This window comes from Rhizobium sp. TRM96647 (assembly GCF_025780115.1).
In the GTDB taxonomy this organism is placed as follows: Bacteria; Pseudomonadota; Alphaproteobacteria; order Rhizobiales; family Rhizobiaceae; genus Mycoplana.
Genome location: NZ_JAOXHF010000002.1, coordinates 1 through 26,889, shown reverse-complemented (window position 1 = coordinate 26,889; position 26,889 = coordinate 1). Strand labels below are relative to the sequence as shown.

The 26,889-nt window shown below is 60.1% G+C and carries 22 protein-coding genes, 1 tRNA gene and 1 pseudogene; 2 read left to right on the top strand and 22 right to left on the bottom strand.

The annotated features are described in order from the left end of the window. Positions 1-140: 140 nt before the first annotated feature. The 10 genes from OCK02_RS03050 to OCK02_RS03005 all read right to left on the bottom strand — a co-directional run bounded on the left by OCK02_RS03050 (position 141) and on the right by OCK02_RS03005 (position 10,672). Complete coding sequence (locus tag OCK02_RS03050; RefSeq protein WP_263811991.1) at positions 141-863, bottom strand: cysteine hydrolase family protein; 723 nt, start codon at positions 861-863, stop codon at positions 141-143. 13 nt (positions 864-876) lie between these two features. After that, the gene (locus tag OCK02_RS03045) at positions 877-1,767 is read right to left on the bottom strand and encodes an ABC transporter permease (protein ID WP_263811990.1); all 891 of its coding nucleotides are present in this window, start codon (positions 1,765-1,767) and stop codon (positions 877-879) included. 15 nt (positions 1,768-1,782) lie between these two features. Continuing rightward, positions 1,783-2,793: an ABC transporter permease gene (locus OCK02_RS03040; RefSeq protein WP_263811989.1), complete on the bottom strand. Its 1,011-nt coding sequence runs from the start codon at positions 2,791-2,793 to the stop codon at positions 1,783-1,785. Further along, the gene (locus OCK02_RS03035; RefSeq protein WP_263811988.1) at positions 2,777-4,333 is read right to left on the bottom strand and encodes an ABC transporter ATP-binding protein; all 1,557 of its coding nucleotides are present in this window, start codon (positions 4,331-4,333) and stop codon (positions 2,777-2,779) included. The genes OCK02_RS03040 and OCK02_RS03035 overlap by 17 nt, the downstream gene beginning before the upstream one ends. Before the next feature lie 56 nt (positions 4,334-4,389). Beyond that, positions 4,390-5,406 (bottom strand): BMP family lipoprotein, encoded by a 1,017-nt coding sequence (locus tag OCK02_RS03030; protein ID WP_263811987.1) that lies wholly within the window; start codon positions 5,404-5,406, stop codon positions 4,390-4,392. A 557-nt stretch (positions 5,407-5,963) separates the two neighbouring features. Continuing rightward, entirely contained in the window at positions 5,964-6,692 is a 729-nt protein-coding gene (locus tag OCK02_RS03025) for an ABC transporter ATP-binding protein (protein WP_263811986.1), read from the bottom strand. A gap of 90 nt (positions 6,693-6,782) precedes the next feature. Further along, positions 6,783-8,036: an ABC transporter substrate-binding protein gene (locus OCK02_RS03020; RefSeq protein WP_263811985.1), complete on the bottom strand. Its 1,254-nt coding sequence runs from the start codon at positions 8,034-8,036 to the stop codon at positions 6,783-6,785. Positions 8,037-8,084: 48 nt separating this feature from the next. Next, on the bottom strand, positions 8,085-8,831 hold the full coding sequence (locus OCK02_RS03015) for an ABC transporter ATP-binding protein (protein WP_263811984.1): 747 nt from the start codon (positions 8,829-8,831) through the stop codon (positions 8,085-8,087). After that, positions 8,824-9,786 (bottom strand): branched-chain amino acid ABC transporter permease, encoded by a 963-nt coding sequence (locus tag OCK02_RS03010; protein ID WP_263811983.1) that lies wholly within the window; start codon positions 9,784-9,786, stop codon positions 8,824-8,826. The genes OCK02_RS03015 and OCK02_RS03010 overlap by 8 nt, the downstream gene beginning before the upstream one ends. A 16-nt stretch (positions 9,787-9,802) precedes the next feature. Next, complete coding sequence (locus tag OCK02_RS03005; RefSeq protein WP_263811982.1) at positions 9,803-10,672, bottom strand: branched-chain amino acid ABC transporter permease; 870 nt, start codon at positions 10,670-10,672, stop codon at positions 9,803-9,805. A gap of 531 nt (positions 10,673-11,203) precedes the next feature. Here OCK02_RS03005 and OCK02_RS03000 point away from each other — a divergent pair. Next, positions 11,204-12,370, top strand: coding sequence for an IS110 family transposase (locus OCK02_RS03000; RefSeq protein WP_263811981.1), 1,167 nt, complete (start codon positions 11,204-11,206; stop codon positions 12,368-12,370). A gap of 370 nt (positions 12,371-12,740) precedes the next feature. Here OCK02_RS03000 and OCK02_RS02995 read toward each other — a convergent pair whose 3' ends face one another. The 11 genes and pseudogenes from OCK02_RS02995 to OCK02_RS02945 all read right to left on the bottom strand — a co-directional run bounded on the left by OCK02_RS02995 (position 12,741) and on the right by OCK02_RS02945 (position 23,814). Further along, entirely contained in the window at positions 12,741-13,787 is a 1,047-nt protein-coding gene (locus OCK02_RS02995; RefSeq protein WP_263812213.1) for an AbrB family transcriptional regulator, read from the bottom strand. A gap of 2 nt (positions 13,788-13,789) precedes the next feature. Further along, positions 13,790-14,079, bottom strand: a pseudogene (locus OCK02_RS02990) (antibiotic biosynthesis monooxygenase family protein). Next, complete coding sequence (locus tag OCK02_RS02985; RefSeq protein WP_263811980.1) at positions 14,076-14,501, bottom strand: cupin domain-containing protein; 426 nt, start codon at positions 14,499-14,501, stop codon at positions 14,076-14,078. The pseudogene OCK02_RS02990 and the gene OCK02_RS02985 overlap by 4 nt, the downstream one beginning before the upstream one ends. A 15-nt stretch (positions 14,502-14,516) precedes the next feature. Next, entirely contained in the window at positions 14,517-15,893 is a 1,377-nt protein-coding gene (locus OCK02_RS02980) for an NAD-dependent succinate-semialdehyde dehydrogenase (protein ID WP_263811979.1), read from the bottom strand. Between the two features lie 283 nt (positions 15,894-16,176). After that, a complete protein-coding gene (rraA, locus tag OCK02_RS02975; RefSeq protein ID WP_263811978.1) occupies positions 16,177-16,650 on the bottom strand; it encodes a ribonuclease E activity regulator RraA in 474 nt (157 codons plus the stop codon). A 176-nt stretch (positions 16,651-16,826) separates the two neighbouring features. Then, entirely contained in the window at positions 16,827-17,516 is a 690-nt protein-coding gene (locus OCK02_RS02970; protein WP_263812212.1) for an aspartate/glutamate racemase family protein, read from the bottom strand. Positions 17,517-17,586: 70 nt separating this feature from the next. Beyond that, positions 17,587-18,663: an ABC transporter ATP-binding protein gene (locus tag OCK02_RS02965; protein WP_263811977.1), complete on the bottom strand. Its 1,077-nt coding sequence runs from the start codon at positions 18,661-18,663 to the stop codon at positions 17,587-17,589. After that, the gene (locus tag OCK02_RS02960; RefSeq protein WP_412178759.1) at positions 18,656-20,413 is read right to left on the bottom strand and encodes an ABC transporter permease; all 1,758 of its coding nucleotides are present in this window, start codon (positions 20,411-20,413) and stop codon (positions 18,656-18,658) included. The genes OCK02_RS02965 and OCK02_RS02960 overlap by 8 nt, the downstream gene beginning before the upstream one ends. A gap of 63 nt (positions 20,414-20,476) precedes the next feature. After that, positions 20,477-21,583 carry an ABC transporter substrate-binding protein gene (locus tag OCK02_RS02955; protein ID WP_263811976.1) on the bottom strand — a complete coding sequence of 369 codons (1,107 nt, stop codon included), beginning with the start codon at positions 21,581-21,583 and terminating at the stop codon, positions 20,477-20,479. 123 nt (positions 21,584-21,706) lie between these two features. Then, entirely contained in the window at positions 21,707-22,801 is a 1,095-nt protein-coding gene (locus OCK02_RS02950) for an isocitrate/isopropylmalate dehydrogenase family protein (RefSeq protein ID WP_263812210.1), read from the bottom strand. 92 nt (positions 22,802-22,893) lie between these two features. Further along, positions 22,894-23,814 carry a GntR family transcriptional regulator gene (locus OCK02_RS02945; protein ID WP_263811975.1) on the bottom strand — a complete coding sequence of 307 codons (921 nt, stop codon included), beginning with the start codon at positions 23,812-23,814 and terminating at the stop codon, positions 22,894-22,896. 198 nt (positions 23,815-24,012) lie between these two features. Here OCK02_RS02945 and acnA point away from each other — a divergent pair, with 198 nt between their 5' ends. Next, the gene (gene acnA, locus OCK02_RS02940; protein ID WP_263811974.1) at positions 24,013-26,616 is read left to right on the top strand and encodes an aconitate hydratase AcnA; all 2,604 of its coding nucleotides are present in this window, start codon (positions 24,013-24,015) and stop codon (positions 26,614-26,616) included. Between the two features lie 196 nt (positions 26,617-26,812). Here acnA and OCK02_RS02935 read toward each other — a convergent pair. Beyond that, positions 26,813-26,889, bottom strand: a tRNA-Met gene (locus OCK02_RS02935).

Sequence of the window (26,889 nt, the reverse complement as noted above, 5' to 3'; positions counted from 1 at the left end):
CTTCGATGAAGAGCGGGCAAACGCCAGAGCCATATCGGCGGGCGATCCGCAATATCGTCAGGCTTGCTCGATGTGGCCAGCAATTGCAGCCTGCGAGCGCGGCTCCCAGGAGCCGCGCTCGATCTGAAAATGGCAAACTGTCAGGCCAGCTGCTTCAGTTCGACGAACGAACTCTGTCCCCCACGCGCCCAGCCGCGCAGCAGATCCGAGCTGTCGATGACCAGACCGGTGTTCAACGACATGATCTTGAGGGCCGCACTCTCGAGGTCGTCATTGGTTCCGGCGACGAGATCTCGCACGGTGACGACCCTGTAGTTCCGGTTCGATGCATCGAAGGCCGTGCTGAGGATGCAGCAGTCCGTCATGATGCCGACCAGGACAACGACCTTGACATCCATCTGCTTGAGCAGAAAATCGAGATCGGTGGGGTAGAATGCGGAAAGCCTCTTCTTCGAACTGACGATCTCGTCCTCGGCCGCAACATGCGTTCGCAGTTCCGTCCAGACGGTTCCCTCGATCGCGTGTTCCTTGACGTTCCGGATCTCGCCCACATATTGCGGAAAGCCCAACCGCCAGGCGCTTGGGATGCCCTTTACGTCATCGGCGCCAGACTTTCGCAATGTCGATTTGACATGGATGACCTTGACGCCCTGCGACCTTGCCACTTCATTGAACCTGTTGATCGGTTCGACGAGCGGCCGGCCTCTCGGAGCCGGACAAGGACAATCCGGGGATTCGGAAAGATGCCCTTCATGCATGTCGACGCAGACGATCGCGGAGTGGGCCGCATCGAAATAGGGTTCATATCCAACGCCTTCTGCCATCGGCTGTCGCGTCTCGTAGATGTAGTGATAAAGGGTCATACCTGCACTCCTCCTAGGTAACGAGCGACCGCGGCGCGTTGGAACCCAGCCTGGCGCTAAAGATCAACATTGCAATGACGACTATCCATGGCAAGGCCCCAAGGAGCTGGATAGGAACGTCCGCCAATTGGGGCAGGTTGAGTTTCATAGCTTCAAGCAATCCCATGAGGATGGCGCCGACGACCGCACCGGTGACCGTCCAACGTCCCAGGATCACGATCGCGATAACGATGAAACCTCTTCCGCCGATGATGTTGGGCGTGAAGGAGCCAACCGACCCCAGCGATAGTGCCGCACCGCCGAGGCCCGCCAGGGCACCGCAGGCAAGCAAGGCAAGGGTCTGCACCTTCACCGGCGATATTCCCTTGGTTCGAGCTCTCGCCGGATCATGGCCGACGGAGCTTATGACCAGCCCCAACTGCGTGCGGGAAAACATCACCCACACCAACACCGTCAGCACGACTGCGAGGTAGTAGAAAATGTTCTGCGAGAACAACGCGCCGCCGATGATAGGAATGGCCGATAGATAGGGAACGGTAATCTCGTGCACGGCCGGGGTAGACGCGCTGGCACTGCCCTGCACGAGGATGAAGTTCGCAAGTCCCGGGAGCAGAATGAACAGCGAGAAGCCGACGAGGATATGGTTTCCCTTCAGCCAGACGGCGCCGACCGCCATCAGGCCACCGGCGAGTGCTCCGCACAAAATGGCGATCAGAATGGCGGCAGGCAGGCTGAAGCCCAGGACCACCGCGAAGAAACCCGCGAAAGCCCCCGCCGCCATCATTCCTTCGAGGCCGACGTTCAGCACGCCGGAGCGCTGGGAGATAAGCTCACCCAGCGTGGCGAGCAGGAGCGGCACCATCAACCGGATGCTGCTATCAAGGACAATAGTCAAGAATTCCATCGCAGCCTCTCTTGCCTAGATCTTCGCGCTCGACCGCGCGGCGTAGGTGAACAGCACGAGCCCCAGGAAGACCTGAATGATTTCCGGTGACACTCCGGCCCCGACCTGGAGGGCCGCACCGCCATAAAGGAGGGCTCCCAGAAGGTAAGCTGCGACGACACAACCGATCGGATGAAGCATTCCCAACAGCGCTACGAACAGCCCGGCATAGCCGATCGGGCTTGCGACGGTAGGATAAAGACGATGGTCGATCGCAACGACCTGCATCCACCCGGCAAGGCCCGCACCTGCGCCACCGAAAGCCATCAACCAGATCACATAGGATTTCGCGTTCACGCCGGCGCGCAGGGCCAGCACCTGGTTCCGGCTGAACAGCCTCAACCGATAGCCAACGATCGATCGGTCGAGAATGAGCAAGGCAGGCACAAAGGCGAGGGCCAGAAGCAGGCCCGTATGGGCTCGCGTTCCCGGGAAAAGGCGCGGCAGTTCCGCGCTATCCGGCAAGGAAGCGGATTGCGGCAGGTTCGCGAAGTCGCTTTGCAGAGGGCCGTTCAGCAGATAGGTCAGCACCGACAGGACGATGAAGTTCATCGCAAGCGTCGTCACGATCTCATTGGTCTGCCATCTCGCCTTGAGGTACCCGGGGATGGCCGCTGTCAACGCCCCGGCGACCATCGCAGCCAGGCCGCAAGCGGGGATGACGATCCAGCTGGAGGTTACCGGCAGATAGAGGGCGACGACCGTCGCCGCGAGGGCACCAGCCGCCAACTGGCCCGGCGCCCCGATATTGTAGAGCCCGGCCCGTAGCGACGGCAGCAACGTAATCGAGATGATCAGGAGCGCGGTCGCTCTGATCAATCCCTCGCCGAAGGTCCTGAGCGAGCCGAAGGTCGACTGCCAAAGCACTCCGGCGGCGGACACCGGATCAATCCCGACCATGGCGAACAGGCCCGCGACGAGAACACAGGCCAGAAGGATGGATGTGATCGCGGCGATCACAGGCTGGTTTTTAATGGACGAGATCACGGGAAACGCCCCCCATCAGCTTACCAATGACGTCAGTTCCCTCCGCAGCAAGATCGACGTCGCCGACGATGCGGCCGTCGAACATCACGACGATGCGGTGCGCCAGTTGAAACAATTCATCGAGGTCGGAGCTGATCATCACGACGCCGCAGCCGGCACGACAGGCCCCGTTGATGGCATCTCGCACGTCTTGGATGGCCCGAACGTCGAGGCCGCGGAACGGATTGTGCGCAATCAGCAGCGCCGGGTTCTGCTCCAGTTCGCGTCCCAGCACCAGTTTCTGCTGGTTGCCGCCGGACAAGCCGGACACAGCACCGTGCTTTGTCGCCCCGTAGACGCGGGATTCCTCCAGCGTTGCCTCGATATGGGCGTCGAGGTCGACAGCCCTCATCCATATGCCGCTGGCGAAGTCCTTGCGCCTGTGCATGTGCACGATGAGGTTGTCGCGGATGGAGAGCGGAAGGGCGAGCGCATCGCGATGACGGTTTTCCGGAACATAGCCGACGGGCCCTTCGATCCGGTTCAATTGCCCGGATTCCGGCGGCACTACGCCTGCGAGGACCTCGGCGAGCGTGGTCTGGCCACTGCCGACGACACCAGCGATGCCGACGACCTCCCCTGCCCGCACGGTCAGGCTCACCTGCTTCAGGTCTGCTTCGGACTTGTATGATGATGGCGTCGACACATCCTTGAGGATGCAGACCTCGCGCGCAGGTCCGGTGTAGTGCGCCTGGCCGCGTACGCCGAGGGCAACATCCAGGAGATCATGGGTATCATCACCCTGCGATTGTCCCTCCTGCGAGGAACGCCCGCCGTTGAGTTTGCCGACCATTTCACTGGCGAGTTGCGCAACGGTCGTCTGCCTTGCCAGGTGCCTGCCAACGACCACGCCGCGTCGCATCACCGTGATGCGATCTGCAATTTCGGTCACTTCGTTCAGTTTGTGGCTGATGTAGAACACCGCGCCACCCGAACGGACAAACTTTCGGATGATATCGCCGAGCACCCTCGCGTCGTCGAGCGACAGGGCCGCAGTGGGCTCGTCGAGGATGAGGATCTTTGCGCCGCGCGCCAGCGTGATGAGAATTTCGAGCCGCTGCCGTTGTCCCATGGGAAGTGTGCTGATGGGGACATCCGGATCGATCGACGCTCCGAACCTTTCCGCCAGTTCCTTCAGACGCACACGCGCCTGTCCGCGATTGCACCAGAACGACGTCCCCTCGGCGAGGATGAGGTTCTCCGCTCCGGTCAATTCCGATATGAGGCCACCTTCCTGCTCGACGAATCCGACGGTACTGCGTTGTCCGGAGGCACTTCTGGAGATATCGACGTTGTGGCCATGCAGGCTCATGGAGCCGGTATCGGCGGACATATGGCCCGCCAGGATGCGCATCAAGGTCGACTTTCCGGCTCCATTTTCGCCCACCACGGCGTGAACTTCGCCGGAGCAAAGGCTGATGTCGCTATCGGACAGGGCCACCAGATCGCCGAAGCGCTTGGTGATCCGGTTCATTTCCAGAATCTGTTTTCCGTCAGGCATGACACCTCGCAATCGTGAAGAAACCCCGGCCGGTCGGGCCGGCCGAGGTAGCGAGTTCAACGCAGGCCAGGATGAGCTTTGCTCTCTGGCAGCTTGATTTTCTCGGAAGCGAGGTCGGCGATCATTGCGGCGAACTCCTTTTGAAGTTCGGGCGTAACAACGCTGGTGTCGTCGAAATCGGGGACTTTCAGGCCACCATTGCCGTAAGTGAGGTTGTAGACTTTCACCTCTGGCTTGCCAGCACGTGCCTGGGCGATCTGGTCACTGAGAATGACGCTCCAATCCAGCACGACCGTGGTGACAGTCGATTCCGGCGCCCACTTTCGTGCATCTCCGCCCCAGGTGACGCAGTTCGCCTTGCTCGTCTCGCAAAGCCGCAGGCCGCCAAGTGCGTCCTCCGTGCCGGAGAGCAGGTTTATCTCGGTGATGCCCTTGTCGAGCAGACCCTTCACCTGTTCCCGATTGGCCTGCGTGTCCGTGAAGCTGTTGGTGTTCACGAGCACAATCTCGGAGGCCGGGTTTGCGGCCGCGGCGCCAAGCTTGCAGCCTTCCATTTGCTCCGTTTCGAACGGCGCCTGCTGGGCACCGACGACGCCGATCCGGCCATCCTTGGAGAGCTTGGTCAGAAGCCAGCAGTTCGAATACCCCATCTCCAGATAGCTGGCGGTGAACGATGAAAGGTTGGGGTCGAGGCTGACACCGAAAGATGCCACCGCCATCGGGACTTCAGGATAGTCCGCGGCCACAGTTTTCGCGACGTCGGACAGGACGAAGGTCGTCAAGGCAAGGATGTTTGCGCCGCTGTCAAGCATCTGCCGGGCAACCGGCTCGGCCCTCGCGGGATCGTAGGCATCATAGGATTCGAGAACCTTGATCGTCGGGTCCTGCGACTTCAGCTTCTCGGCGGCGTCGTGCCAGGCTGCGCTCCACGGCTCGACATCGGGTCGCGCTTCAAGGATGATGCCGATCGTGAACGGGGCGCCCGCGTCCTGTGCATGAGCAAGCGGCGACATCAGAAGGAGTGTTGACACAGCCGAGGTGACGGCAAATCGCAGACCAGTTCGAGATTTCATCGTTCTATTCCCCTCGTTAGCTTTACGACCCGGGATTTGGGACATGTTCAGTTTGCACGGCGCAGCGATGCCATCACGCGGAAAGACGCGCAGAAGCAATAGCTTAGCAATGACGGGAAAGTTGGGCTCTAGTCGCCCGAAGTCAGCTCAAAGCGTTCGTAGGTCATGCGATCAGTTCCCTTTTATGCGGCGACGACCCGTTGGTAGCCGACCATCCATTTTGACCGATGCTATGACGCACTTTTAATTATGTCAAATTTTTTTTGACTATATTAAGGAACTATTGGACGCTGCGGAGCAGGCGCCGAGCAGGCGCTCCAACCCTCGACACGCACCAATTGCAGGTCGCAGAGGATGACATCCCAAGGGGTGGTTTCGGCGAACGCCGTGCTTTCCGGAGGAAGCCGGGAATAGTTCAGCTTGCCACAGCGGACAGTCTGATGAGGAGATCATCGCTTATTGCAGCGATGGTCTCAAGGGTTAGGAATCCGGAGAGCTGCCCGTCCGCCGTTCTGCTGGCTGGCCAGAGCAGCAGTAGCCAGCGATCGCCGGGCAGCCTAGATGCCGAGCAACATCTCCTTGAAATTGTCGGCCTTGATCACGTCGTCCGCCGGCAGGTGCAGCCGCACGGTCCCCGTACCCATGATGCAGACGCTGTCGGAGAGGCCGATGACCTGGTGCGGGTTCTCCTCCACCACCCAGATCACCGTGACGCCGCCGTCGTTGATGCGGCTGATGCCGCGCGCGACCTCGTCGGTCATGTGCGGCGAAAGCCCCGACACGGGTTCGTCGAGAATGAGAAGCCTGGGCTTGGCCAGCAGCGCCGAACCGATCGCCAGCATCTGCCGCTCACCGCCCGACAAGGAGCGGCCTTGTTGCCGGCGGCGCTCCTTCAGCCGCGGAAAGCGCTCGTAGATGGCATCCACCGCCGTGGCGTGTTCGTCGCGCGGCAGGAGATTGCAGCTCATCGTCAGGTTTTCGTGCACGGTCAACGAACCGAAGACGTTCTGCGTCTGGGGCACATAGCCGATGCCGAGGCCGGCGATGCGCTGCGTTTCCAGCGCGGCAATGTCTTTGCCCTCAAAGAGGATCTCGCCTTTCATCGTGTTGACGAGGTTCATGATCGTCTTCATCAGCGTCGATTTGCCGGCACCGTTGGGGCCAATCACGGCCAGCATTTCGCCCTCGCGCAGCGACAGCGACACGTCGTGCAGGACGGCAAGCTTGCCGTAGCCAGAGACGAGATTGTTGATGGCGAGAATGGGCGGCACGATCGTCGCAGTCATTGTTTGTCCTCTGGCCCCTAGGGCACGCAGTCGCATGTCGACATGTCCACGCCGGGAGCGGCCGCCGCCGGCGTGGACACACTGTCTTCGTCAGTTGGCCGGGAAGGCGCTGGAATCGACGGTCTTGATCGCCACCCACTCGCCCGCATCGTTGACCTGCAGCACCCGGGTTGCGGGCACGGTGACGTTGCCGTTCTCGTTGAAGTCCAGCGAGCCGGAAGCCCCTTCGAGGTCGATGTCCTTGCCTTCGCGGATCGCCTTCACGCCGTCGGCGAAGGAAACGACCTTTTCGCCGCCGGGACCGGCCACGTCGGTCAACTTGCTGTCGACGGCTTCGCCCGTCGTGGCACCGGCCGCTTCCATCGCGAGCGCGGTGGCGATGAAGGCGTCGTAGGTCTCGGCCTGGTAGAAGCCCGGCTCCGGCTTCTCGCCGAAGCGCTGCTCATAGGCATCCGAAAAGCGCTTCCAGCTTTCGGCACCCTCGGTCTGGCTGCTGACCGGGTTCATGAAGCCCTTGACCACCTCGACGCCGGCCGCCTTGACGAAGTCGGGGCTCTGCAGTTCGGCAGTCACCCACCATTTCCAGTCGTAGCCACGCTGGTAGGCCTGCTTGACGAAATTGACGCCCGCGGTCTGGCCGACGGCGAGAAAGATCTGCTTGGGATCGACGCTGGCGAGATCGCGGATTTCATTGAGATAGCTGCTCTGACCGGAGGTGAGAACGATCTTCTTGACGACCTTGCCGCCAAACTTCTCGTAGTTGCGGATGAAGGTATCCGCACCGCTGACGGTCCCTTCAAGATTCTCGACGACGACGGCAACCTCATTCGCCTTGATCTCGTCGAGAAGCATTTTGGCGTGGACGACACCAAGGAAGCTGTCGGAGGCATTGGTGCGGTAGATGTAGTTGCCCTTGCCGCCGACCTTGTCGAGCGCCTCGGTGCCGGCCGAAGTCGAGATGATCGGAAGCTTGTTGTCCTTGGCGAACTGCATCAGCGCCACGATCGGATCGGACTCCGGCCCGATGATCGCGCTGACCTTGTCGACGCTGGCAAGCTTCTGCGCGCCACGAACGGCGCCGTTCACGCTGCTGGCATTGTCTTCGGAGATCAGCACGACCTTGTTGCCGAGAATTCCGCCTGCGTCGTTGATCTCCTCGACGGCCAGGACCGCCGCGTTGTTCAGCGCCGGCGCCCACGGCCCCATGTCGCCCGTGAAGCCGACAAGCAGACCGAGCTTGACGTCCTCGGCGAGGGCTTGTCCTGCAGCGGCTGGCCCCAGCACGGAGACAGCCATGAGCGTGGCAGCCGCAAGCCTCTTGTAATGATTTTTCAGATATTTCATCGTCGCAGTTCCCCTTTTGGTTATCACAACTTCACGATGCATTCGGCTTTACGAGGCTGCCTGCGAGCCGATGTAGAGCTCGATGACGGCCTTGTTGGCGGTGACTTCCTGCGGCGTTCCGTGGGCGATGACCTTGCCGTCAGCCATCGCGTAGATTTCCTCGCAGACGTCGCAGATGAACTTCAGATTGTGGTCAACGACCAGGAATGTGATCCCCTCATCGCGCATGTCGCGGATGCGGGCCGCCAGGCTGTCGAGCATGGCCGGATTGACGCCGGCGGCGGGCTCGTCGAGCATCAGCAGGCGCGGCTTCGCCATCATCGCGCGGGCGAATTCCAGCATCTTCAACTCGGGTGCGCTGAGGTCCTGCGCCCAGTGGTTGGCACGGGCCGAAAGACCGAAGGCGTCCAGCCGGATGAGCGCCTCGTCGATGACTGCCTTATCGGCGACGGCGGGACCGAATATCCGCTGGCGCAGCGTCTTCTCCGGCCTGGAGAACACCATCATGTTCTCCAGCACCGTCATCCTCGGAAACCCGACCGGCGTCTGGAAGGTCCGCATGAGCCCGGACAGGGCGATTTCGGACGGGTCCGTCCGGGAGATGTCCTTGCCTTCGAAGGCAATGCGGCCGCTGTCCGAACGCACGAAGCCACTGATGACGTTGAAGAGCGAGGTCTTGCCGGCGCCGTTGGTGCCGATCAGGCCGACGATCTTGCCGGCCTCGACCCTGAGCGAGACGTCGTTGACCGCGCGCACGCCGCCATAGGAGAGGTTTGCGCCCTGAACTTCAAGCATCGCGGCCACCCCGATTGCTGCGGTTGTCGAGAATGACCGGCCTCTCGGGCAGGATGCCATCGGGTCGGAAGCGGAGGATGGCGACCAGAACGACGCCGATCAGCGCGGTTCGCAACGAGGTCAGCGCGACCGCCATCTCGCCAGAGACCTGGATGAAGCGCAGAACGTCGTGCAGCACGATGAAGACAAAGCCGCCGATCAGCGCGCCGCGCAGGCTGCCAAGACCGCCGATGATGACGGCCGTCCAGATGAAGAAGGTCAGGTCCGAGGTGAACTGGCCGGGAATGATCAGCGTGTTGTACCAGACGTAGAACACGCCGGCGAAGGCCGTCAGCGTGCCAGCGACAATGAAGACCTTCATGTTGTAGCGGCGGGCCGAGATGCCGGCGGTCGTCGCCAGCGCCTCGTTCTCGCGAATAGCCTTCAGTGTCCGGCCGAATGGCGACAGCACGATCCGGCGCACGGCGAGGTAGGTCGCCGCCAGGCTGACGAGAAGGACGGCGATCAGCACATAGTTGTAGGCCGCCGGCGAGACCAGCCCCTTGAACGGCTGGGCTAGACCGTAGATGCCGGCCACTCCATTGGTCAGCCACTCCTCGTTGACATAGATCTGGCGGATCACTTCGGAGAATGCCAGCGTGGTGATCAGGAAATACTCGCGCTTCAGCTTCAGCGAGGGCATGCCGATCAGCCAGGCGCTCAGGCCACCGGCGACGCCGGCCGCGATGAAGCCACCCCACATCGGCAGTCCGTAGCCCGCGACATAGTGCTGGTGCGCCTGCGCGGCAGGGGCGGTCAGAAGCGTGTAGGTGTATGCGCCGACCCCGAAGAAGGAGACGATGCCGAGGTCCCAGAGCCCGCCGACGCCGGATTCCAGGTTGAGCGCCAGACAGATGATGGCATAGATGGCCCCAAGCGTGATGATGCTGACTGCGAAGAGGAACAAGCCTTCCATTCTCTTCGACCTCCCCTCAGTGCGTCCGCGCCTTGCCGCCACCCCAGAGGGCCTGAAGCCCCTCCGGCTTGATCAGCAACACGACGATGATGATGAGAAACGCCAGGCCCGTACGGTAGTTGGCGCTGGAGAAGAGCAGGCCGAACTCGATTCCGAAGGCCAGCACGACCGACGCCAGCATGACGCCATAGATGCTGCCGAGCCCGCCGAGCACGGTGGTGGCGAGGATGACGATGATCTGCTGCCAGCCCATCTGCAGGTGAAGGGATCCGATCACACCCAGGAACACCCCGGCCAGTCCGCCGAGCGCCGAGGCGATGAACCAAACGAGATCGGAGGTGTTGGTCGGGTTGAAGCCGCGCGCCCGCGCCAACGCCTCATTGTCGGAGACAGCTCGGATGCTCTTGCCCGACCACGTATGCGTCAGGAACAGATGCATCAGCAGGGCAGACAGGACCGCGACGATAAAGATCGCCAGTTCGTAGACGGTCATGAACGGCTCGCCGAAGAGCTGCATGGCGCGCACCGGCGGCAGGTCGTAGGCCAGCATGCGCTTGCCGGCGACGACGCCGACGAGGCCATGGACGACATAGGCGATGCCAACCGAAGTGAAGAGAAGGACGAGCGCACCGCGGGCCTTCACCGGCCGGAAGAAGGCGCGGTAGAACAGCACGCCCAGGATGCCGCAGATCATAGCCGCCAGGACGGCAGACAGACCGATGCTCAAGCCGAGATTGCTGAACAGCAGGCCGATATAGCCGCCAAGCAGAAGCATCTGCCCGTGCGCAATATTCAGGAAGCCCTCGACCTTGAGGATCATCGCGAAGCCAAGCGCAGACAACAGGACGACGCTCGCGGAAATTAATCCGTACGTTAAGATATCCATATTCCCTCTGGTATTTTTGCAGCCCCGTCCTTTGAAATGGCGGGGCCTTGTATGATTATTCATAATGCTAGGACCGATTTTTAATTGTGTCAAACATTTTTGACACAATTAAATAAACAGGGCACTCTTCTTGAACCAGCCGCGAATCCAGTGAGGCAGCACCGTTGTTGCTTGGCTCTGGGCGTCGCGACAAATCGCGACAAATTGTGTTTCACGCAGAAGCCGCCCTGCCCGCTGTTTTTGAACGTCCCCTTGAGACCTGCTCTTGAGGCTCGTTGGATGCTGCTGATCGCCCTGTGCGATCGATATCTTACAGGCCCTATCGGGGTATGTTCGACAGGCCGCAATTTCCGCATCCCGGAAACGCAAAACCCCGTCGCGTATGCGACGGGGTTTGTTGACACCTCTGGTTGCAGGGCCTGATGGCATGGAGACTTGCAGAATTGGCGGATCTTGAGATCCCATCAGGGGTGAGTAGCGGCCTGCACCGTGGCAGAGTGAGGTCGCTAGAAAACTCTCTGGAGGCCAACCATGCCGATAACAGCAGGTCAATCTCAAGCGCAAACCGCTACTCTCGTCGATCTTGGCGCAATTTTCGTCTCGTTGGAATTGAGCAAATCGACCTGGCTGGTGACAGCTCTGTCACCTTGCAGCGAAAAGATGTCCCGACACACCATCAGCGGAGGCGACATCGCTGGCCTGTTCTCGTGTTTTGCCGCGCTCCGCGAGAAGGCCAAACGGCGAAGGAACATACTCTACCCAATTGTGGTGATTCAGGAGGCCGGACTGGATGGCTTCTGGCTCGGACGAATGCTGAGCAAGGAAGCCTGGATAGAGAGCCACATTGTTGAAGCCGCATCAATTGCCATGCCGCGCCGGCATCGCCGGGCTAAGACCGACCGCATCGATGGTGAAACGCTAATCCGCGCTTTGATTGCATGGAAACGCGGCGAACCGCGTGCATGCTCAATGGTCAAGCTTCTTACACCTGAGGAGGATGACAACCGGCGGATTGGGCGGGAGAGGAAAACTCTGATTGCCGAACGTGTCTTCCACGTCAACCGCATAAAAGGACTGCTCTTCACGCAAGGAATTCGGAAGTATGAACCTGTCAATCGGGATCGCCGCCAGCGTCTGGACGAGCTTCGAACTGGCGACGGGCGTCCGCTAGCAAAACATCTGAAAGCCGAAGTCTGCAGAGAGCTCGATCGTCTCGAGTTGTTGCTCACACAAATCAAGGCTGTCGAAGCAGAACGAGATGCCTTGATCGCTCGCGAGACGTCGGAGACACCGAGGGAAGCGACCGCTCTTTTGGGCATCAAAGGAATAGGGCCGGAATTCGCTACGATACTTTACACAGAAGGGCTGTTCCGACACTTCGACAACCGACGCCAAATCGCGTCGTACGCAGGCCTCGCCCCCTCCCCTTGGCAAAGCGGTAACGTCAACCGCGAACAAGGCGTGTCCAAGGCCGGAAATCCGCGTTTGCGAGCCACCATGGTCGAGCTCGCTTGGCTATGGTTGCGGCATCAACCGAAATCGACATTAACATTATGGTTCAAAGAGCGCATTGCTCGGAACGCCGGTCGCTTAAAGACGCCAATGATCGTCGCGCTCGCGCGTAAGCTGCTCGTAGCTCTCTGGAAGTATGTGAAGTCTGGCGTCGTGATCGAAGGTGCGATCATGAAGACTGCCTGAAGCCGAAAGAGCCTACAAAACGCAAAAACAAATCCTCAGAGCCTGATCAGCTCTGACGGATCCAGGTGGAACGAACCGGGTATCCTTTTGGCTTTTACACGCCGATCTTGAGTTTGGTCCGTTCTCCTGAGCCCGCGCCCGTCGAATGCGGGATAATGGTGCAGCCGCCGAGAGCGGCGACCGGATGTGAGGTTGTACAGGCCCGAGAACCGGGCCGGTAATCGTATGGGCTCAGACCGCGGATCCGCTTAGTAAGAAGAAATTCGATGCCACTCGGATGAACAATTGACAAAAAACCTGATGTGAGAGGATACGAACCAAGCACACGAGGCTATCGAGTTATCTGCGCGAATGAAGACCGCAAATCGCTTCAGCGCTTCTTCACATATCGAAACACCAAAGCCGATCCCGCCACGACCAGCAGGACGCGGACGATGTGGTGAAGGACGACGAAGGGCACTTCTATCCCGAGTGACAGCGCAATGATGCTCATCTCTGCCACACCGCCTGGCGAGTAGGCCAGCACGAGCGCGATGAAGCGATCACCCGTGAAATAGGCGAGAACGCCGGCAAACCCCAGCGATATGCACAGCAGAAGGAAAGTGGATCCGATCGAGAGACCGATAACCTTCAGGATCTCCCCCGGCGGCGCCATGGCGAAGCGGCATCCGACCGTGGCGCCGATCACCACCTGGGCCGCCGCCAGTGCGACGCTCGGCATTTCGAAGTCGGTGACGCCGGTGAAATGCAGGATGGCACTGACGGCCATTGGCCCCATCAGATATCGGGCCGGGAGACGAAGGAGGATTCCCGCCCCGACACCCAGGATGACGGCCGCAGTAAACCACGCAAGATCTGCCAGCTCGACACTCGAAAGAGGAACATAGCTGGTTCCGGTCCTGCTGATAGGCGCTCCCGTGAACAGTTGGATCAGGAACGGCAAGCTGAGGACGACGAGGAAGATCCTTGACGCATGGATGAGTGCGATCGTCTTCTCGTCGCCACCCCGCTCGGTGCCAAGGGTCACCATCTCGACCAGTCCGCCGGGCATCGCCGAAAAGAAGGCGGTTGGGTGGTCAAGGCCTGCGACCAGGCGGAAGTAGGCGTAGACTGCTGCCCCGGCAGTCGCGATGAAGACTGCGAGACCGGAAAGAGACAGAAGCCACAAGCCTACGTGTTCGAACACTGCGGGCGAGAAGGATGTTCCGAGCATCGCTCCGATCAGGGCCGTCATCGGCGGCCTGGCGAAGCGAGGCATCGCCAGCGGCAGGCGCACAAGCGCACCAAGGCCCGTTGCAATCATCGCACCGAGGAGCCAGGCGAGTGGCATATGAAAATGCCACATCAGCCAGCCGCCGGCCGCGGCAATCACCAATGTCAGGGCAAATGAAATGGCGACCGTACGTTTGCTACGCATGTTCAATCATAGAATGCGACGCTTTCCGAGTGGGTAACGACCGGTATACCGTCAAAGAAAGGACCAACGAGCTTTCGCCATTCCTGGAAATCGTCGGAATTGCGGAAGTCGACCATGTGATTGTCCAAGGTCTCCCACTTCATCACGAGGCGATAGAGTGATGTCGTCTCGACGACCCGATGCAGGGAAACGCCGTGGCAACCTTGGCCCCTGAGAAACAGGGGAGCAGCCTCCCTGCTCGTGCCTGTTCACCACGAAGCTTCACGGTGATCTCGACAACTTCAAGGATCATCTGCCTGCCCCGGACTGGTGGCCGTGCTCGGCATCGATGGCACGTTCCTCACCCGTCGCGATCATGGTCCGCGTGGCGTCGATCGATGCGTAGACCCAGAAGATTCGCATCGGCTTGTCCGTGGCGTTGATGAAGCGATGCGGGACGTTTGCGGGAATCCAGGTCGTGTCGTTGGTATCGAGATGATGCTGGACGCCGTCGATCTCCGCGATCGCCTGCCCCTCGATGACCATGACGCTCTCTTCGCAATTGTGTTTGTGCAGGCCGATGGCGGCACCCGGATCAAAGGCGGTAATGCCGTTGATCATGCTGGTCGAGCCGCACCTGCGGGTGACAAGCGGCGTGGTGCGCGCGCCACCGCCGCGGTCATTCGTCTTCAGTTCGCGGGGACGCAGGATTGCCGGCTGGGCAGACGATGTCATGAATTTCATTCCTTACTATGCAGAGGTAACTGGACCGGTCCAGATGGTCTTGATGTTCACGAACTCCCGGATGCCATAGACGCCGAGTTCGCGGCCATAACCGGAACGCTTGATGCCCCCGAAGGGGTAGCGGGGATCGGAAGCGACCATGCCGTTGATGAAGACGGCACCCGCATCCAGGTCGCGAGCAAGCTCTCGGGCCCGCCTGACGTCCTTGCTCCAGATCGCAGATCCAAGGCCGAATTCCGTCTGGTTGGCAAGGCGGATCGCCTCCTCTGCATCCTTTACCCGGATGATGGCGGCCACCGGTCCAAAGGTCTCCTCCCGGAATGCGGTCATCTCGGGTGTTACGTGATCGAGAACGGTCGGTGGATAATAGAAGCCGTCGCCTTCGAGCGGCTTTCCGCCCGTCATCAGCGTCGCGCCGGCAGCGACGGTCTTTTCGACCTGGGCATGGAGACCCGTCATGAGATTGGCGCGCGCCATCGGACCGATGTTCGTGTCGCGTTCCATCGGATCGCCGATCTTCAACCTGGCGACACCGGCGCAGAACAGTTCGACGAAACGATCGGCAATGCTCTCCTCGACAATGAAGCGCTTGGCGTTGACGCAGGACTGGCCGACATTGATGTAGCGTGCCTTGACCGCAACCGTTGCTGCTTCTTCCAGGTCGGCATCGGCAAGGACGATGAACGGATCCGAGCCGCCGAGTTCAAGCACCTGCTTTTTCAGCGCTTTGCCTGCCTGTGCGGCAACGATCGCACCCACTTCCGTCGAACCGGTCAGGGTCACGGCGGCAATGCGGTCGTCCGCGATCAGGCTTGCAACCTTTTGCGGCTCGATCAGAAGCGTGCGGAACAGGCCCTTGGGGCAGCCGGCCTCCGCCATCACCTCCTCGATCGCCAGCGCGCATTGCGGCACGTTGTTGGCATGCTTCAGGATTGCCCCGTTGCCGGCGGCGAACGCCGGAGCCGCAAAGCGGAAGAACTGCCAGAACGGATAGTTCCACGGCATGATGGCAAGCACGACACCGAGGGGATCGAAAGCGACGACACTTTCGGACGCATTGGATCTGACCGGTTCGTCGGCCAGATATTGCGGAGCGTGTTCCGCATAGAAATCGCAGTTGTAGGCGCACTTCTCGATTTCGGCCTCCGACTCGACAATCGGCTTGCCCATTTCTCGGGTGATCATCTCCGCATAGCGCGCCTTGTTGGCGCGAAGCACCTTCGCCATTCCATGCAAGAGACGGACCCGTTCGGTGACGGGAACCTTCCGCCAGGACGTCTGTGCCTCGGCTGCAGCAGACAGGGCGGCGTCGACATAGGCGTCGTCATGTAGTTCGTAGCGCGCCAGTTCGCTTCCGTTCGTCGGATTGATCGCCGTGATCATGCAGGCCTCCTGTCTTGTCGTTCGTGCTTGGCATTTGCTGCCATGAACTGCTTCCAGCGCGGCAGGAAGGCAGCGCTGTCGGTCGTGGTTTTCGATGGGAAGTATTCGAAGCCGGTTCTGCCCGCATCTGTGCTGCGGGGATCGCAAACGGCTGCGGATGCTCGATCGCCGTGAACCCGGCTTCTGCCGCAGCAGCAATCCGTTCGAAGAGCGGCAACTTGGTGAACAGATAGCCGATATGCGCTGACCATCGGTTCTCCGGCATAGGATCTCTCTTCGTAACTCAGCAATATTTCTCTGCGCTCACCAGCACGCCGTCCGGATCCGCATAGGCAAAGTGACCAGGGGTAAAGGCAACACCTCCGAAGCTGACACCGACGTCGCGCCTGCCTACGCCATCCTTGCTCGACTTCTTCGGGGTGATCGACAGGCAGAACACGCCGACGTCCATCGTATCGATCTCGGCACTGTCGCGAACCGACCCGTTGATAATGATGCCAGCCCAATTGTTGTCGCGCAGGATCATCGCGATCTGGTCACCCAGCAGGGCAAACCGCGTCGACGCACCACCGTCGACGACCATCACGCGCCCATTGCCAGGCTTCTGCAGTTCGGCCTTGAGCAGTGCGTTGTCTTCGAAGCACGTCACCGTCGCAATTGGCCCGCTGAACGACTTCCGCTGCCCGAGCTTGATGAAGGGCAGATTGCAGAAGTGAACGTCGTCGCCATGGGCGTCCACGAGATCAGCAGTTTTCATGGTCTCTCCGTCAGCAGGCCGCAAAAGCGGTCTTGAGTTCTTCAACGTTCGAGGCAGTCGGCAGCGCTTGGGAGCATCACGCAGGAGCACAAGCAACTTGGTGGTTTCCTCGCGGTCCTCCCCTGCATAAACTGCAGATGCGAGATCCCGTCCGGTCGATGACACCTAGGAGCATTTCACATAGCACCTTGAATTGACTGGTCATCCGCGACGAGCAGGCGACGAAGTTTCGCGATCGCCGCGTCCGGACTTGTGAGAACGGGGATGCTCGTGACGGCCTGGACGGCATTCAACGCCCGTGCAGTCGAGAAATGGGCCAAGGTGATCGCATCGAATCCGTCCAGCCTTGCTGCGGCTTCCGCGACGAGCCTGTTATGCGTTTCCGCATCGCCGGCCCGAACGGCCTCGATTGCCCCCTTAACCAGAAAACTCTCGATCTCGGCGGATGGATTGAGCCGCTCCGCTTCCGCGCGGAACTCGACTTCCATTCCTTCGCGGGCGGGTGGGAAAGTGTAGAGCATCGCGGTGCGACCGCCCTTGTGAATCGCAGCCTCGAACATGGCCTCATTTGGCTTCAGGACTGGTATGTCGACCGTCGTCGCAGCCCGCTCGATCGCCCGTCCGAACGCCGAACACGTGAAGAGGACGGCGTCGCTTCCGATCATGCGGGCGTATTCCGTCAGCGCAACGATCCTGTGCGTCAGGCCGTCTGTGATGTCGGCCTGCTTGGCTCGATCCGGCGAGAGGCTGTCCTCGAGAATGTTCACCGTATTGGCTTCGGGCCACGCGCGCTCAAAGGCCTGCTTTATCGGATCCATGGCGATTGTCGTCGCATGAACAAGCGCGATTCTCGGTTGAGTGTTCACTGCATTCATCCTCGGGAAGAAAAATGGCGGCCACTCAGGAGGATCGTGGCCGCCGATGGAGGCACTCCGCCTATTGCGTGCCTGCCGAAAAGACCCATACGCTTTCGGGCGGGATACGCGCCCAAACCTTGCCGGAGGCAAGCTGCTTGGCACCGTGCGCCTTGGCGACGAAATCGCCTCGCCGCAACCGGTACTCCCAACGGTCTCCGAGATAGATGCTATCGTCGAGGTTCATCTCGAGACCGTCTGCAGCCGGGCTGTCCGTCACGCTGATCTGTTCGACGCGGATCACGGCGCGCGCATCCTGGGATGCGTTCAGGCCGGTCGTTTCGCGGATCGTTCCGTTGAGGCTCCAGTTGTCGCCGCCGATGACGGCAACCTTGCCGTCCACCGTTTTCACCTTCGCCTTGACGATGTTGTTCGCGCCCAGGAAGTCTGCGGAGTAGAAGCTGTTGGGGTTCGAATAGATCTCCTGCGGTCCTCCTTGCTGGACGATGCGTCCGTCCTGCAGCAGGAGAATGTTATCGGCAGCCGCCAGGGCTTCACTTTGATCGTGCGTCACCAGGATCGCACAGATCTCGAGATCGAGGATCAGCTTGCGGATCCAGTAACGAGCCTCTTCGCGGAGCTTCGCATCAAGGTTCGACAGCGGCTCGTCGAGGAGTAGAACACGGGGCTCATAGACGAGCGCCCGGCAGATCGCGACGCGCTGCTGCTGTCCACCGGAAAGCTGGGACGGGAACCGGTCGGCCAGATGTCCGAGACCCATCCGCTCCAGTATCCCTTGCACGCGCTTTTCGATGTCCGCCTGGGCGACGTTGCGCAGCTTCAGCCCATAGCCGACGTTTTCCTTGACCGTGCGATGCGGCCAGAGAGCATAGGATTGGAAGACGAGGCCAATGTTTCTCTGTTCGGGAGGAAGCGCCAGCTTCTTTTCCCCGTCGAGCACGGTCTTTCCACCGATGACGATCTGCCCCACTTCCGGCTGCTCCAGGCCTGCAACGCAGCGGAGCAGCGTTGTCTTGCCGCTACCGGAGGCCCCGAGCAGAGCTACGATCGAACCACGCTCGGCCGTGAATGACGCACCCTTCAGGATCTGCAGCCCGCCGAGCCACTTCTGGACATTGCTTACAACGAGTTCAGTCATGGATTTTTGCTCCCAAACGAAGGGCGAGTGCGAGGCCCGCGCCAGTCAATACGATGCTGATGAGGGAAAGGGCGGCGATCGTGTTCATGGCGCCCGTCTGAAGGAGCGAGACCATAAGCGAACCGATGACTTCCGTGCCCGCGCCCATCAGGTAGACGCCCGTCGCATATTCGCGAAGGAAGATGATCATGATGAGAGCCCACGCACCGGCCAGGCCCGGACGCACGATCGGAATGACCACGTCCTTCCACGTCCGTCCAATCGTTGCACCCGTCGTGCGAGCGGATTCTTCGAGTTCCGGGGCGACCTGGATCAGCGTTCCCTGGAGAAGACGCAGACCATAGGAAAGACCGACGACAACGTAGGCGACAAACAGGCTGACCAGGGTCGGACGAAATGGCGTCAGGAACGGCACGAACAGGAACACCCAGAAGAAGGCCAGACCGATGACCAGACCGGGCAGCGCCCGCGGCAGAAGGACGATGTAGTCGAGCACGGTATTGGACATGCCCCAGTTGCGATGGCCCGCGAGACCGACCAGCAGATAGATGCCGACTGCAAGTGCCCCACCGAAGACCGACAGCACGACCGTGTTGATGATGCCGCGAACAAGGCTCGGGACTTCGAGCATGCGATCGAAGTTCGCAAGCGTGAGTTGATCCCAGAGGTTGACCCCCTCGCCCCAGGCATCGACGAAGGCGCGCACTGCAATTCCGCCGATCGGAAGGACGACCGAGACGAAGAGCCAGAAGCCGATGATCGAAAGGGCGATCAACTGGCCGCTTGTGCCCAGCTTTAGGGTTGAGACGCGTGCGCCCTTTCCGCCCATGGCCGCATATTTGCGGGCATTGCGGAGCAGCTTTCTCTGCATCCAGACGAGCGGCAGGGTAATGAGGATCAGGACGACGGCAACGACGGCCATGAGCTGGTAGGTCGGCGTGCCGAACAGCGTCGTGAGCTTGTAGATGTAGGTGGTCAGCACCATGATGCCGTTGGGATCGCCAAGCACCAAGGGTATGCCGAAGGTCTCGAACCCGAGCAGGATATTGAGGGCGGCCGCGAAGATCAGTGCCGGCAGCACCATCGGCAGCGTCACGTCGCGAGAGACCTGCCAGATGGACGCACCGGTCGTACGGGCAGCCTCCTCGAGGTCCGAAGGCAAATTGCGCATTGCCGACGACACGTAGAGATAGACGTGCGGCACATGGCTGAGGCCGGCGATCAGGATCATGCCCGGCAGGCTGTAGATGTTCCATGGAACGATGCCGATCAGGTCGCGAACGAACAGCGAGACGAAGCCCGTCGGTCCGACGGAGACCGTGTAGCCGAACGCCAGGACAATCGACGAAATGAACATCGGTACCAGCACGAGGATCTCGAGCAGCCGCTTGGCCTTGATGTCCGTGCGGGTGACGAGAAAAGCCAGAAGGCCACCCAGCGGCACCGCGATGGCCACCATCCCGAAGGAGAAAATCGCCGTCGTGCCGAGTGCCCGATAGAAGTTCTTGTCGGTAAAGACGTAGCGATAGGCATCAAAGCCAAACTTGGCGCGCGGACTGAAGAAAGCAGCCGTCAGGAAGCTCTGGTAGATGATCAGGCCGACAGGTGCCAGAACCGCGATCGCAAGCAAGCCGATGACAATTCGTCGGTAAGCGTTCGCGTTGCCGTTTCGCGGCATTCTCGCGGGGTACTTCTTCTCGGCTGCCGCTTTCGTCATCGGAAGCGCAGCCGGCGCTGGTGCATGGGACATCGTTGCCTCTCGCAATGGAATTGGAAGCTGCGGCGCTTTTGCTGCGCCGCAGCCGGAGCGGCGTTAGCGACCGAGGGCGGCCTTCCAATCGTTCAGGAACTGGACGCGCTTCATCTGGTCCATGTATTCGAGAACGCCTTCATCGACGGCGATCGGCTTCAGACCGCCACCGACACGCTCGTTGAGCGTCTTGACATTCAGGCCGGCGGTGACGTCTTCACGCACCGCGGGAAGACCACCTTCTGCGAGCGCCGACTGACCTTCCTGCGAGAGCATGAAGTCGATGAACAGCTTGGCCGCATTCGGATGCGGTGCGTCCTTGGTCGCGAGGATCAAACGCGAGAACGCCGGCGTGTAGTCGGTGGCAAAGTGGACGCCGAGGTTCGGGCTCTCCTTGACCCAGTCGAGGGCATAGGAACCGATGATGTTGATCGCGATGACGTTCTCGCCGGAAACGACCGTTTCCTTCATGCCACCGGAGCTGGAATAGATCTTGGCCCCGTCGTCGCCCATGGCCTTGGCAAGATCCCAGAAGTCAGAACGGTTGCGGGCATCGTTCGAATGATGAAGGAAGCCTGAGCCGCTCTTCTCGGGATCGAAGGTCGCGACCTTGCCCTGCAGCTCGGTCTTGTTGTCCTTCAGGAAGGTGATCATGTCGGCATAGGTCTTCGGCAAGCGATCTTCCGAAAGCGCCTTGGTGTTGTAGATGACACCGACCGGCTCGACGGTCGAACCGAAGAGCATGTTCTTGTAGTTCGCCCAGCTCGGCAGACTGGCCGCCTCCGGCGAGGCATATTCCGACGCATAACCGTCCTGAACCAGCGTCATTTGCAGGTCCATGGCGGAACTCCAGACAACGTCAGCGGTCGTCTGACCCGCTGCCGCCTCGGAGATCACCTGGTTGTAGGCCCCGTTGGTCCCAAGGTCGTTGTAGGCGATCTTGATGCCGTACTTCTTCGTGAAGGCGTCCTGCAGCTTCTGCGACTGGGCAGCGTCGGTCGATGTGTAGACCGATACGGTTCCCTCTTTCTTGGCTGCCTCGATGATCGAGGCATAGTCCGCGGGATATCCGGCGGGGACTTCCTGAGCGAATGCTGCTGTACCGAAAGTGGCCATCAATGCCGTAGCGGCAATCAAGCGTGCGGAATGGCTCGATACTCTCATGTTCATTTTCTCTCTCCCAAAAAACGTGCCCGCGCTCCAAGCTCCTCCGGGCGGTGACACGAGGGCTTGCACGCCCCCGTATTTTTCATCGCATTGCAAATTGGCTTTTGCAATACAAAAATGCAAACACTAGGCGCTGACGGCCTTCCTGGATGGCGAGGCGCTGCGCACGGCTTTCGCCACCAACGCGCCGAAGGCGTCCGTATTGATGCTGCCGCCGAGATCGCGGGTACGCGATTCAGGATTGGCAAGAACCTCGTCGACGGCGCGCTCGATCTCTGCTCCCGCAGCCTCAAACTGCGGCAGGCCGCGCTGCTCACCCAGCCAGCTCAGCATCATTGCCGCGGAGAGAATGAGCGAAGTCGGGTTGGCGATATTCTGGTTCTCGATGTCGGGTGCCGAACCATGCTGGGCCTGCGCGCAGACCAGGCCGGTTTCGGCGTTCGCATTGATCGAGCCGGCAAGGCCGAGGCTGCCAGAGAGCTCGCTTGCCAGGTCAGAAAGAATGTCAGAGTAGAAGTTGGTCGCGACAATCACGTCGAAGCGTGAGGGATCGCGCACGAGATGGGCGGCCATTGCATCGATGATGAATTCGTTGAGCGTGACTTCCGGGAATTCGGCGGCGACCTTCCGCACCTGCTGCAGGAACAGGCCATCCGTCAGGATGAAGTTGTTTGCCTTGTGAACCGCAGTGACCTTCTTGTTGCGCTTCATGGCGAGCAGGAAGGCTTGGCGTGCGATGCGCTCGCAGGCCGAAGCCGTAATCTTGCGGACAGAAAGCGCAACGTCCGGCGTCGGCATGAACTCGCCTGTGCCCGCATACATATTGCGGTCCGGGTAGAACCCTTCCGTGGCCTCGCGCATGATGACGAGATCCATCTTCTTCGCATTGTTGAGGAAGCTGCGGGAACGGGCAGGACGCACGTTGGCATAGAGGTCGAGCTTCACCCGGAAGCCTGCAGAAACGTTCACGCCGCCCTTGTCGCGCGGCGGATAGTCCATATGGGACTGCGGTCCGAGGATGATGCCGTCGAAGGTGCGGGCAATCTCGATTGTCTCGTCGCGAAGGGTCGAACCGTACTTCGCCAGGCTCGTGAAGCCGGTGTCCTCGAAGTGGTATTCAAGGCCCAAACCAAAAGCCGAATCCGTGGCCTTCAGGACCTCCATTGTTGCCGCAGTGATCTCCGGACCGATCCCGTCACACGGCGTCACGAATATTTTCATCAGACAATCTCCCATGAGGCGACGAGCTAGTTCGCCGCACAACGTCACGAGAGACTATTGGCTTTTTTGATCCAAAAATGCAATCGAAAAATTCAGGCTTCGATTTTTTCCTGCGCCTGGTTCAACCATTCCCATGCGATCGGCGACTTCTTCGACAACGCCCCGCCAAGGTGTCGGCGCATGGCGTAGGAGGCTTCAACGATCTCGCCGCGCTCAAGCAAATCAAGGATATCGAGATGTTCCTGGCACTGCCGGACAGTTCGGATGCGATCGACGCGCGAGCGGTACTCCAGCAAGCGACGCATGCGATTCACGCGGACGAGTGAGAGATGGAAGAATGGGTTGTTGGACATCTTGATGAGCTCTTCATGAAAAAGAGCTCCGTTGTGCAGCAGGCGCTCTGCAGGAAGCCGCTCGATATCGGTTTCCAGCATGCGAGATTGTATTCGACGCTGTTCATCAATGATTTTGCGATCGAGCCGAAACTCGGGCTCAAGCATGGCCGCAGGTTCGATTAGCATACGAAAGCGATAGATCTGCTCAAAGGCTTCAGGCGTCTTGGCGACAGGCAGGAAACGCCAACCATAACCCTGCTTGCGCTCCGCCCAGCCTTCGCGAACTGCACGCATGAGAATGTCGTTCAGTTGCGCCTTCGTCAGGTCATAGCGCTCGCGCAACATCTGCTCGGTGACCTCGGCCGATATCCTGTCGGTCAGCCAGTCCTCCGCAAGCCGCTGATAGTCGTTCACGACCTCGAAGGGTTGCGCCTCGTCACTCACCGGCTCAGCAATCCCGCCGGCAGTACTTTTGACGAAGTACCCTCTGTTCTCCTTCTGCTCCAGGACATCCTGGTCGGCAAGGATTTGCAGCGCCTCGCGAACAGGTGACCGGGACACTCCGAAACGATCGGCAAGGTGCTGGGTCCTCAAGTGTTCCCCCACGACGAGTTCGCCTGACGTCACCAGCAAGGTGATTTCGTTCGCAATGTTCTGTGCCAGTTGGCTCGAGCGCATATTTGTCAGCCTTCGTTCGATGCAACGCCGCATCGTGTCTGCTGCAAACTTAAGCGAGCAGCGACCAAATTGGAACACCGGCAAATCCAATCTTTTGGATCAAATCAAACAATAAAGCCAATTTCGTCACAAAATTAGTTTGACACGCCTCATATTTTGGCTTTTTAAAACAATAAATGCAATATTGGAGCATGCCTTATGCCGGAACTGAGTGTCGCTACCAGCACAGGCCAATTGAAGGCGATCGACCTGCACGCATCCTTCGGTCCGGATCTCGCACGGCTTCCGTGGCTGATGCGGATCTTTCTTGAGAATGCACTTCGTACCGGCTCGATGGAGACGGCAGCGGTAACGCACGCCTTTATGGGATGGCTCGCACAGGGGCGAAGCGACGTTGAAATTCCCTTCCATCCGACCCGTGTGCTCATGCATGACACGACATGTGTGCCGGCACTCGTCGACATCGCCGCCATGCGCGATGCAATCGCCGAAGCGGGTGGCGACCCATCCACTCTGAAACCTGTTCTCCCCGTCGATGTTTCCGTCGACCACAGCGTCGCTGTCGACTGGTACGGTCGCCCCGGCGCGCGCGAATTCAACATGCAACGCGAAATGGAGCGAAACGAAGAACGTTACCGCCTGATGAAATGGGCGACGAATGCCCTCCCCGGAGTGCGGGTCCACCCTCCCGGAACCGGCATCATGCACACCATGAACCTCGAACAGCTCGCAACAGTGATTTCGGTTCAAGAGAACCACGGCGAGCATTGGGCAGTGCCTGACACCTTGATTGGAACCGACAGCCACACCCCCATGATCAACGGGATTGGCGTACTCGCATGGGGCGTCGGCGGTCTGGAGGCGGAAAGCGTGTTCTTTGGCATGCCGGTGATGCTACGTCTGCCCGATGTCATCGGAGTACACCTCAAGGGGACACTCCGCCCCGGCGTGTTGTCCACCGATCTGGCGCTGGAGGTTACCCATCTTCTGCGCAAACACCAGGTTTCGGGGGAATTCGTCGAGTTCTTTGGCGAAGGCGTCAGCGGTCTTTCATGTGGTGACCGCGCCGTGATTGCCAACATGGCACCTGAATATGGTGCCTCGAGCGGATACTTCCCGATCGATCACCAGACCATCCGCTATTTGCAAGAAACCGGTCGTTCGGAACGGCAATGCGATATCGTCGAGAGCGTCGCCAGGGCTCAAGGCCTTTGGTTCAATCCCGACGTCCAGCCGCGCTATACACGGGTTCTGGAACTCGATCTGTCGACACTGTCGCCAATCGTAGCCGGCCCACAACGTCCTCAGGATCACCTTCCGCTTCACAAGGCACGTCAGGCTCTGGCCGATGCATCCGGTCGCGTTCTTCAACAGTCCGAGGGTCAGATCCCCGATGGAGCCGTCGCAATCGCGGCGATCACGAGCTGCACCAATACTTCGGACCCTAAACTGCTGATCGCCGCTGGCCTGATCGCCCGAAAGGCCCGACAATTTGGCTTAGTGCCGCCACATTGGGTGAAGACATCCCTGGCACCCGGCTCTCCGGCTGCAGAGCGCCTCCTGAGGCGAGCAGGTCTGCTCGACGACCTGGAGGCAGTTGGGTTCGGCATTGTCGGGTTCGGATGCACGACCTGCATCGGCAACTCAGGCCCATTGCATCCAGACATGGACCTCGCCGTATCCAATGGTGCGATCTCCGCGGCAGTCCTTTCCGGCAATCGCAATTTTCCCGGTCGTATCCATCCGAAACTTCAATATGGCTTCCTGGCATCGCCACCCCTCGTCATCGCATTCGCACTTGCGGGCAGCGTCGTCGAGGACATTGCTCACCACGCATTTGGCAACGCGCCCGATGGAACGCCCATCTTCCTGAAGGATCTTTGGCCTTCCGAGGAAGAGATCGCTGCAGTGCTCCGGGCCGGTTCATGTCCCACCGATTTCGCCGATGCCTTTGCCGATGCCGAACGAAGCGATGCGTGGAATGCGTTGGCGGCACCTGTGTCGGTCCTCTTCCCCTGGGACGAACACTCCACTTACATAAGACGTCCACCCTTCGCCTCGCAGCAAATGCAAAGCCGCCTCGGAAAATACAGCGCCTCCCCGCTCATCGTGCTGGGCGACGACATGACGACAGACCATATTTCTCCGGCTGGGCAAATCGATCCGGCAGGCTATGCCGGACGTCACCTGATCGAAATGGGCGACCCCGTAAATGATCTCAACGTTTACGCCGCAAGGCGTGGCAACTGGCGGGCAATGGTTCGGGGGCTGTTCGACAACCGCACCGCCCTGAACCTTCTCCTGGATCAGACGCCTGCCTCCATCACAGTCCATTGGCCAAGCGGCGGAACCGGCCCAATCTGGGAAATTGCCCAAAGATATCAGAGCGAAAGGAGGTCGGTTGTCATTGTCGCGGGCGAGCGCTACGGCGCTGGATCCTCGCGCGACTGGGCTGCCAAAGGCGTAGCGCTTCTGGGCGCAAGGGCCGTGCTTGCGAGCAGTTTCGAAAGGATCCACCGGTCCAACCTGATCAACATGGGCATCCTGCCCATCCTGCTTCCCGACGGAGCGCAACCCCGCTCATTGGGAATAGCGTCGAACACCGAAATTAGTATCGATGCCTCCAGTTTGAGCCCACGATCCACGGTGGCCGTGACCATAGACGGTCCATCAGTGTCCCGACACCTGGCTTGCAAGGCAGCCATCGAAACAGATCTCGAACTGCAGGTCCTAAAGGCCGGTGGAATGATCCCGCACATTCTAACGAGATTGGCGCCAGCGGAACCAATGACGAAAGACTGAGATTTCGTTTTTCGCAGCACTGCGTGACGGGCTCTACCAAAATTTGGAGGGAGATCAGGGTCTCAGGTCAAACGGAGTGATGCCGACGGGCTTGCCGAGCACCACGACGCACGGCTGCAAAGAGGTTGTTTTCCGCGCCCCGGAAACGCAAAAACCCCGCTGCATTTCTGCATGCGGGGCTTTTATATCGATCGTTTGGTTGCGGGGGCAGGATTTGAACCTGCGGCCTTCAGGTTATGAGCCTGACGAGCTACCGGGCTGCTCCACCCCGCG

Excerpts from the sequence above, each read along its gene's own strand:
- OCK02_RS02985 (WP_263811980.1), bottom strand. The coding sequence starts at position 14,501 with ATGACATCGTCTGCCCAGCCGGCAATCCTGCGTCCCCGCGAACTGAAG.
- OCK02_RS02950 (WP_263812210.1), bottom strand. The coding sequence starts at position 22,801 with ATGAAAATATTCGTGACGCCGTGTGACGGGATCGGTCCGGAGATCACT.
- OCK02_RS02980 (WP_263811979.1), bottom strand. The coding sequence starts at position 15,893 with ATGATCACGGCGATCAATCCGACGAACGGAAGCGAACTGGCGCGCTAC.
- OCK02_RS03020 (WP_263811985.1), bottom strand. The coding sequence starts at position 8,036 with ATGAAATATCTGAAAAATCATTACAAGAGGCTTGCGGCTGCCACGCTC.
- OCK02_RS03015 (WP_263811984.1), bottom strand. The coding sequence starts at position 8,831 with ATGCTTGAAGTTCAGGGCGCAAACCTCTCCTATGGCGGCGTGCGCGCG.
- OCK02_RS02945 (WP_263811975.1), bottom strand. The coding sequence starts at position 23,814 with ATGCGCTCGAGCCAACTGGCACAGAACATTGCGAACGAAATCACCTTG.
- rraA (WP_263811978.1), bottom strand. The coding sequence starts at position 16,650 with ATGAAAACTGCTGATCTCGTGGACGCCCATGGCGACGACGTTCACTTC.
- OCK02_RS02960 (WP_412178759.1), bottom strand. The coding sequence starts at position 20,413 with ATGTCCCATGCACCAGCGCCGGCTGCGCTTCCGATGACGAAAGCGGCA.
- OCK02_RS03000 (WP_263811981.1), top strand. The coding sequence starts at position 11,204 with ATGCCGATAACAGCAGGTCAATCTCAAGCGCAAACCGCTACTCTCGTC.
- OCK02_RS03045 (WP_263811990.1), bottom strand. The coding sequence starts at position 1,767 with ATGGAATTCTTGACTATTGTCCTTGATAGCAGCATCCGGTTGATGGTG.
- OCK02_RS02955 (WP_263811976.1), bottom strand. The coding sequence starts at position 21,583 with ATGAACATGAGAGTATCGAGCCATTCCGCACGCTTGATTGCCGCTACG.
- OCK02_RS03030 (WP_263811987.1), bottom strand. The coding sequence starts at position 5,406 with ATGAAATCTCGAACTGGTCTGCGATTTGCCGTCACCTCGGCTGTGTCA.
- OCK02_RS03025 (WP_263811986.1), bottom strand. The coding sequence starts at position 6,692 with ATGACTGCGACGATCGTGCCGCCCATTCTCGCCATCAACAATCTCGTC.
- OCK02_RS03010 (WP_263811983.1), bottom strand. The coding sequence starts at position 9,786 with ATGGAAGGCTTGTTCCTCTTCGCAGTCAGCATCATCACGCTTGGGGCC.
- OCK02_RS02965 (WP_263811977.1), bottom strand. The coding sequence starts at position 18,663 with ATGACTGAACTCGTTGTAAGCAATGTCCAGAAGTGGCTCGGCGGGCTG.
- acnA (WP_263811974.1), top strand. The coding sequence starts at position 24,013 with ATGCCGGAACTGAGTGTCGCTACCAGCACAGGCCAATTGAAGGCGATC.
- OCK02_RS03035 (WP_263811988.1), bottom strand. The coding sequence starts at position 4,333 with ATGCCTGACGGAAAACAGATTCTGGAAATGAACCGGATCACCAAGCGC.
- OCK02_RS03005 (WP_263811982.1), bottom strand. The coding sequence starts at position 10,672 with ATGGATATCTTAACGTACGGATTAATTTCCGCGAGCGTCGTCCTGTTG.
- OCK02_RS02995 (WP_263812213.1), bottom strand. The coding sequence starts at position 13,787 with ATGCGTAGCAAACGTACGGTCGCCATTTCATTTGCCCTGACATTGGTG.
- OCK02_RS03050 (WP_263811991.1), bottom strand. The coding sequence starts at position 863 with ATGACCCTTTATCACTACATCTACGAGACGCGACAGCCGATGGCAGAA.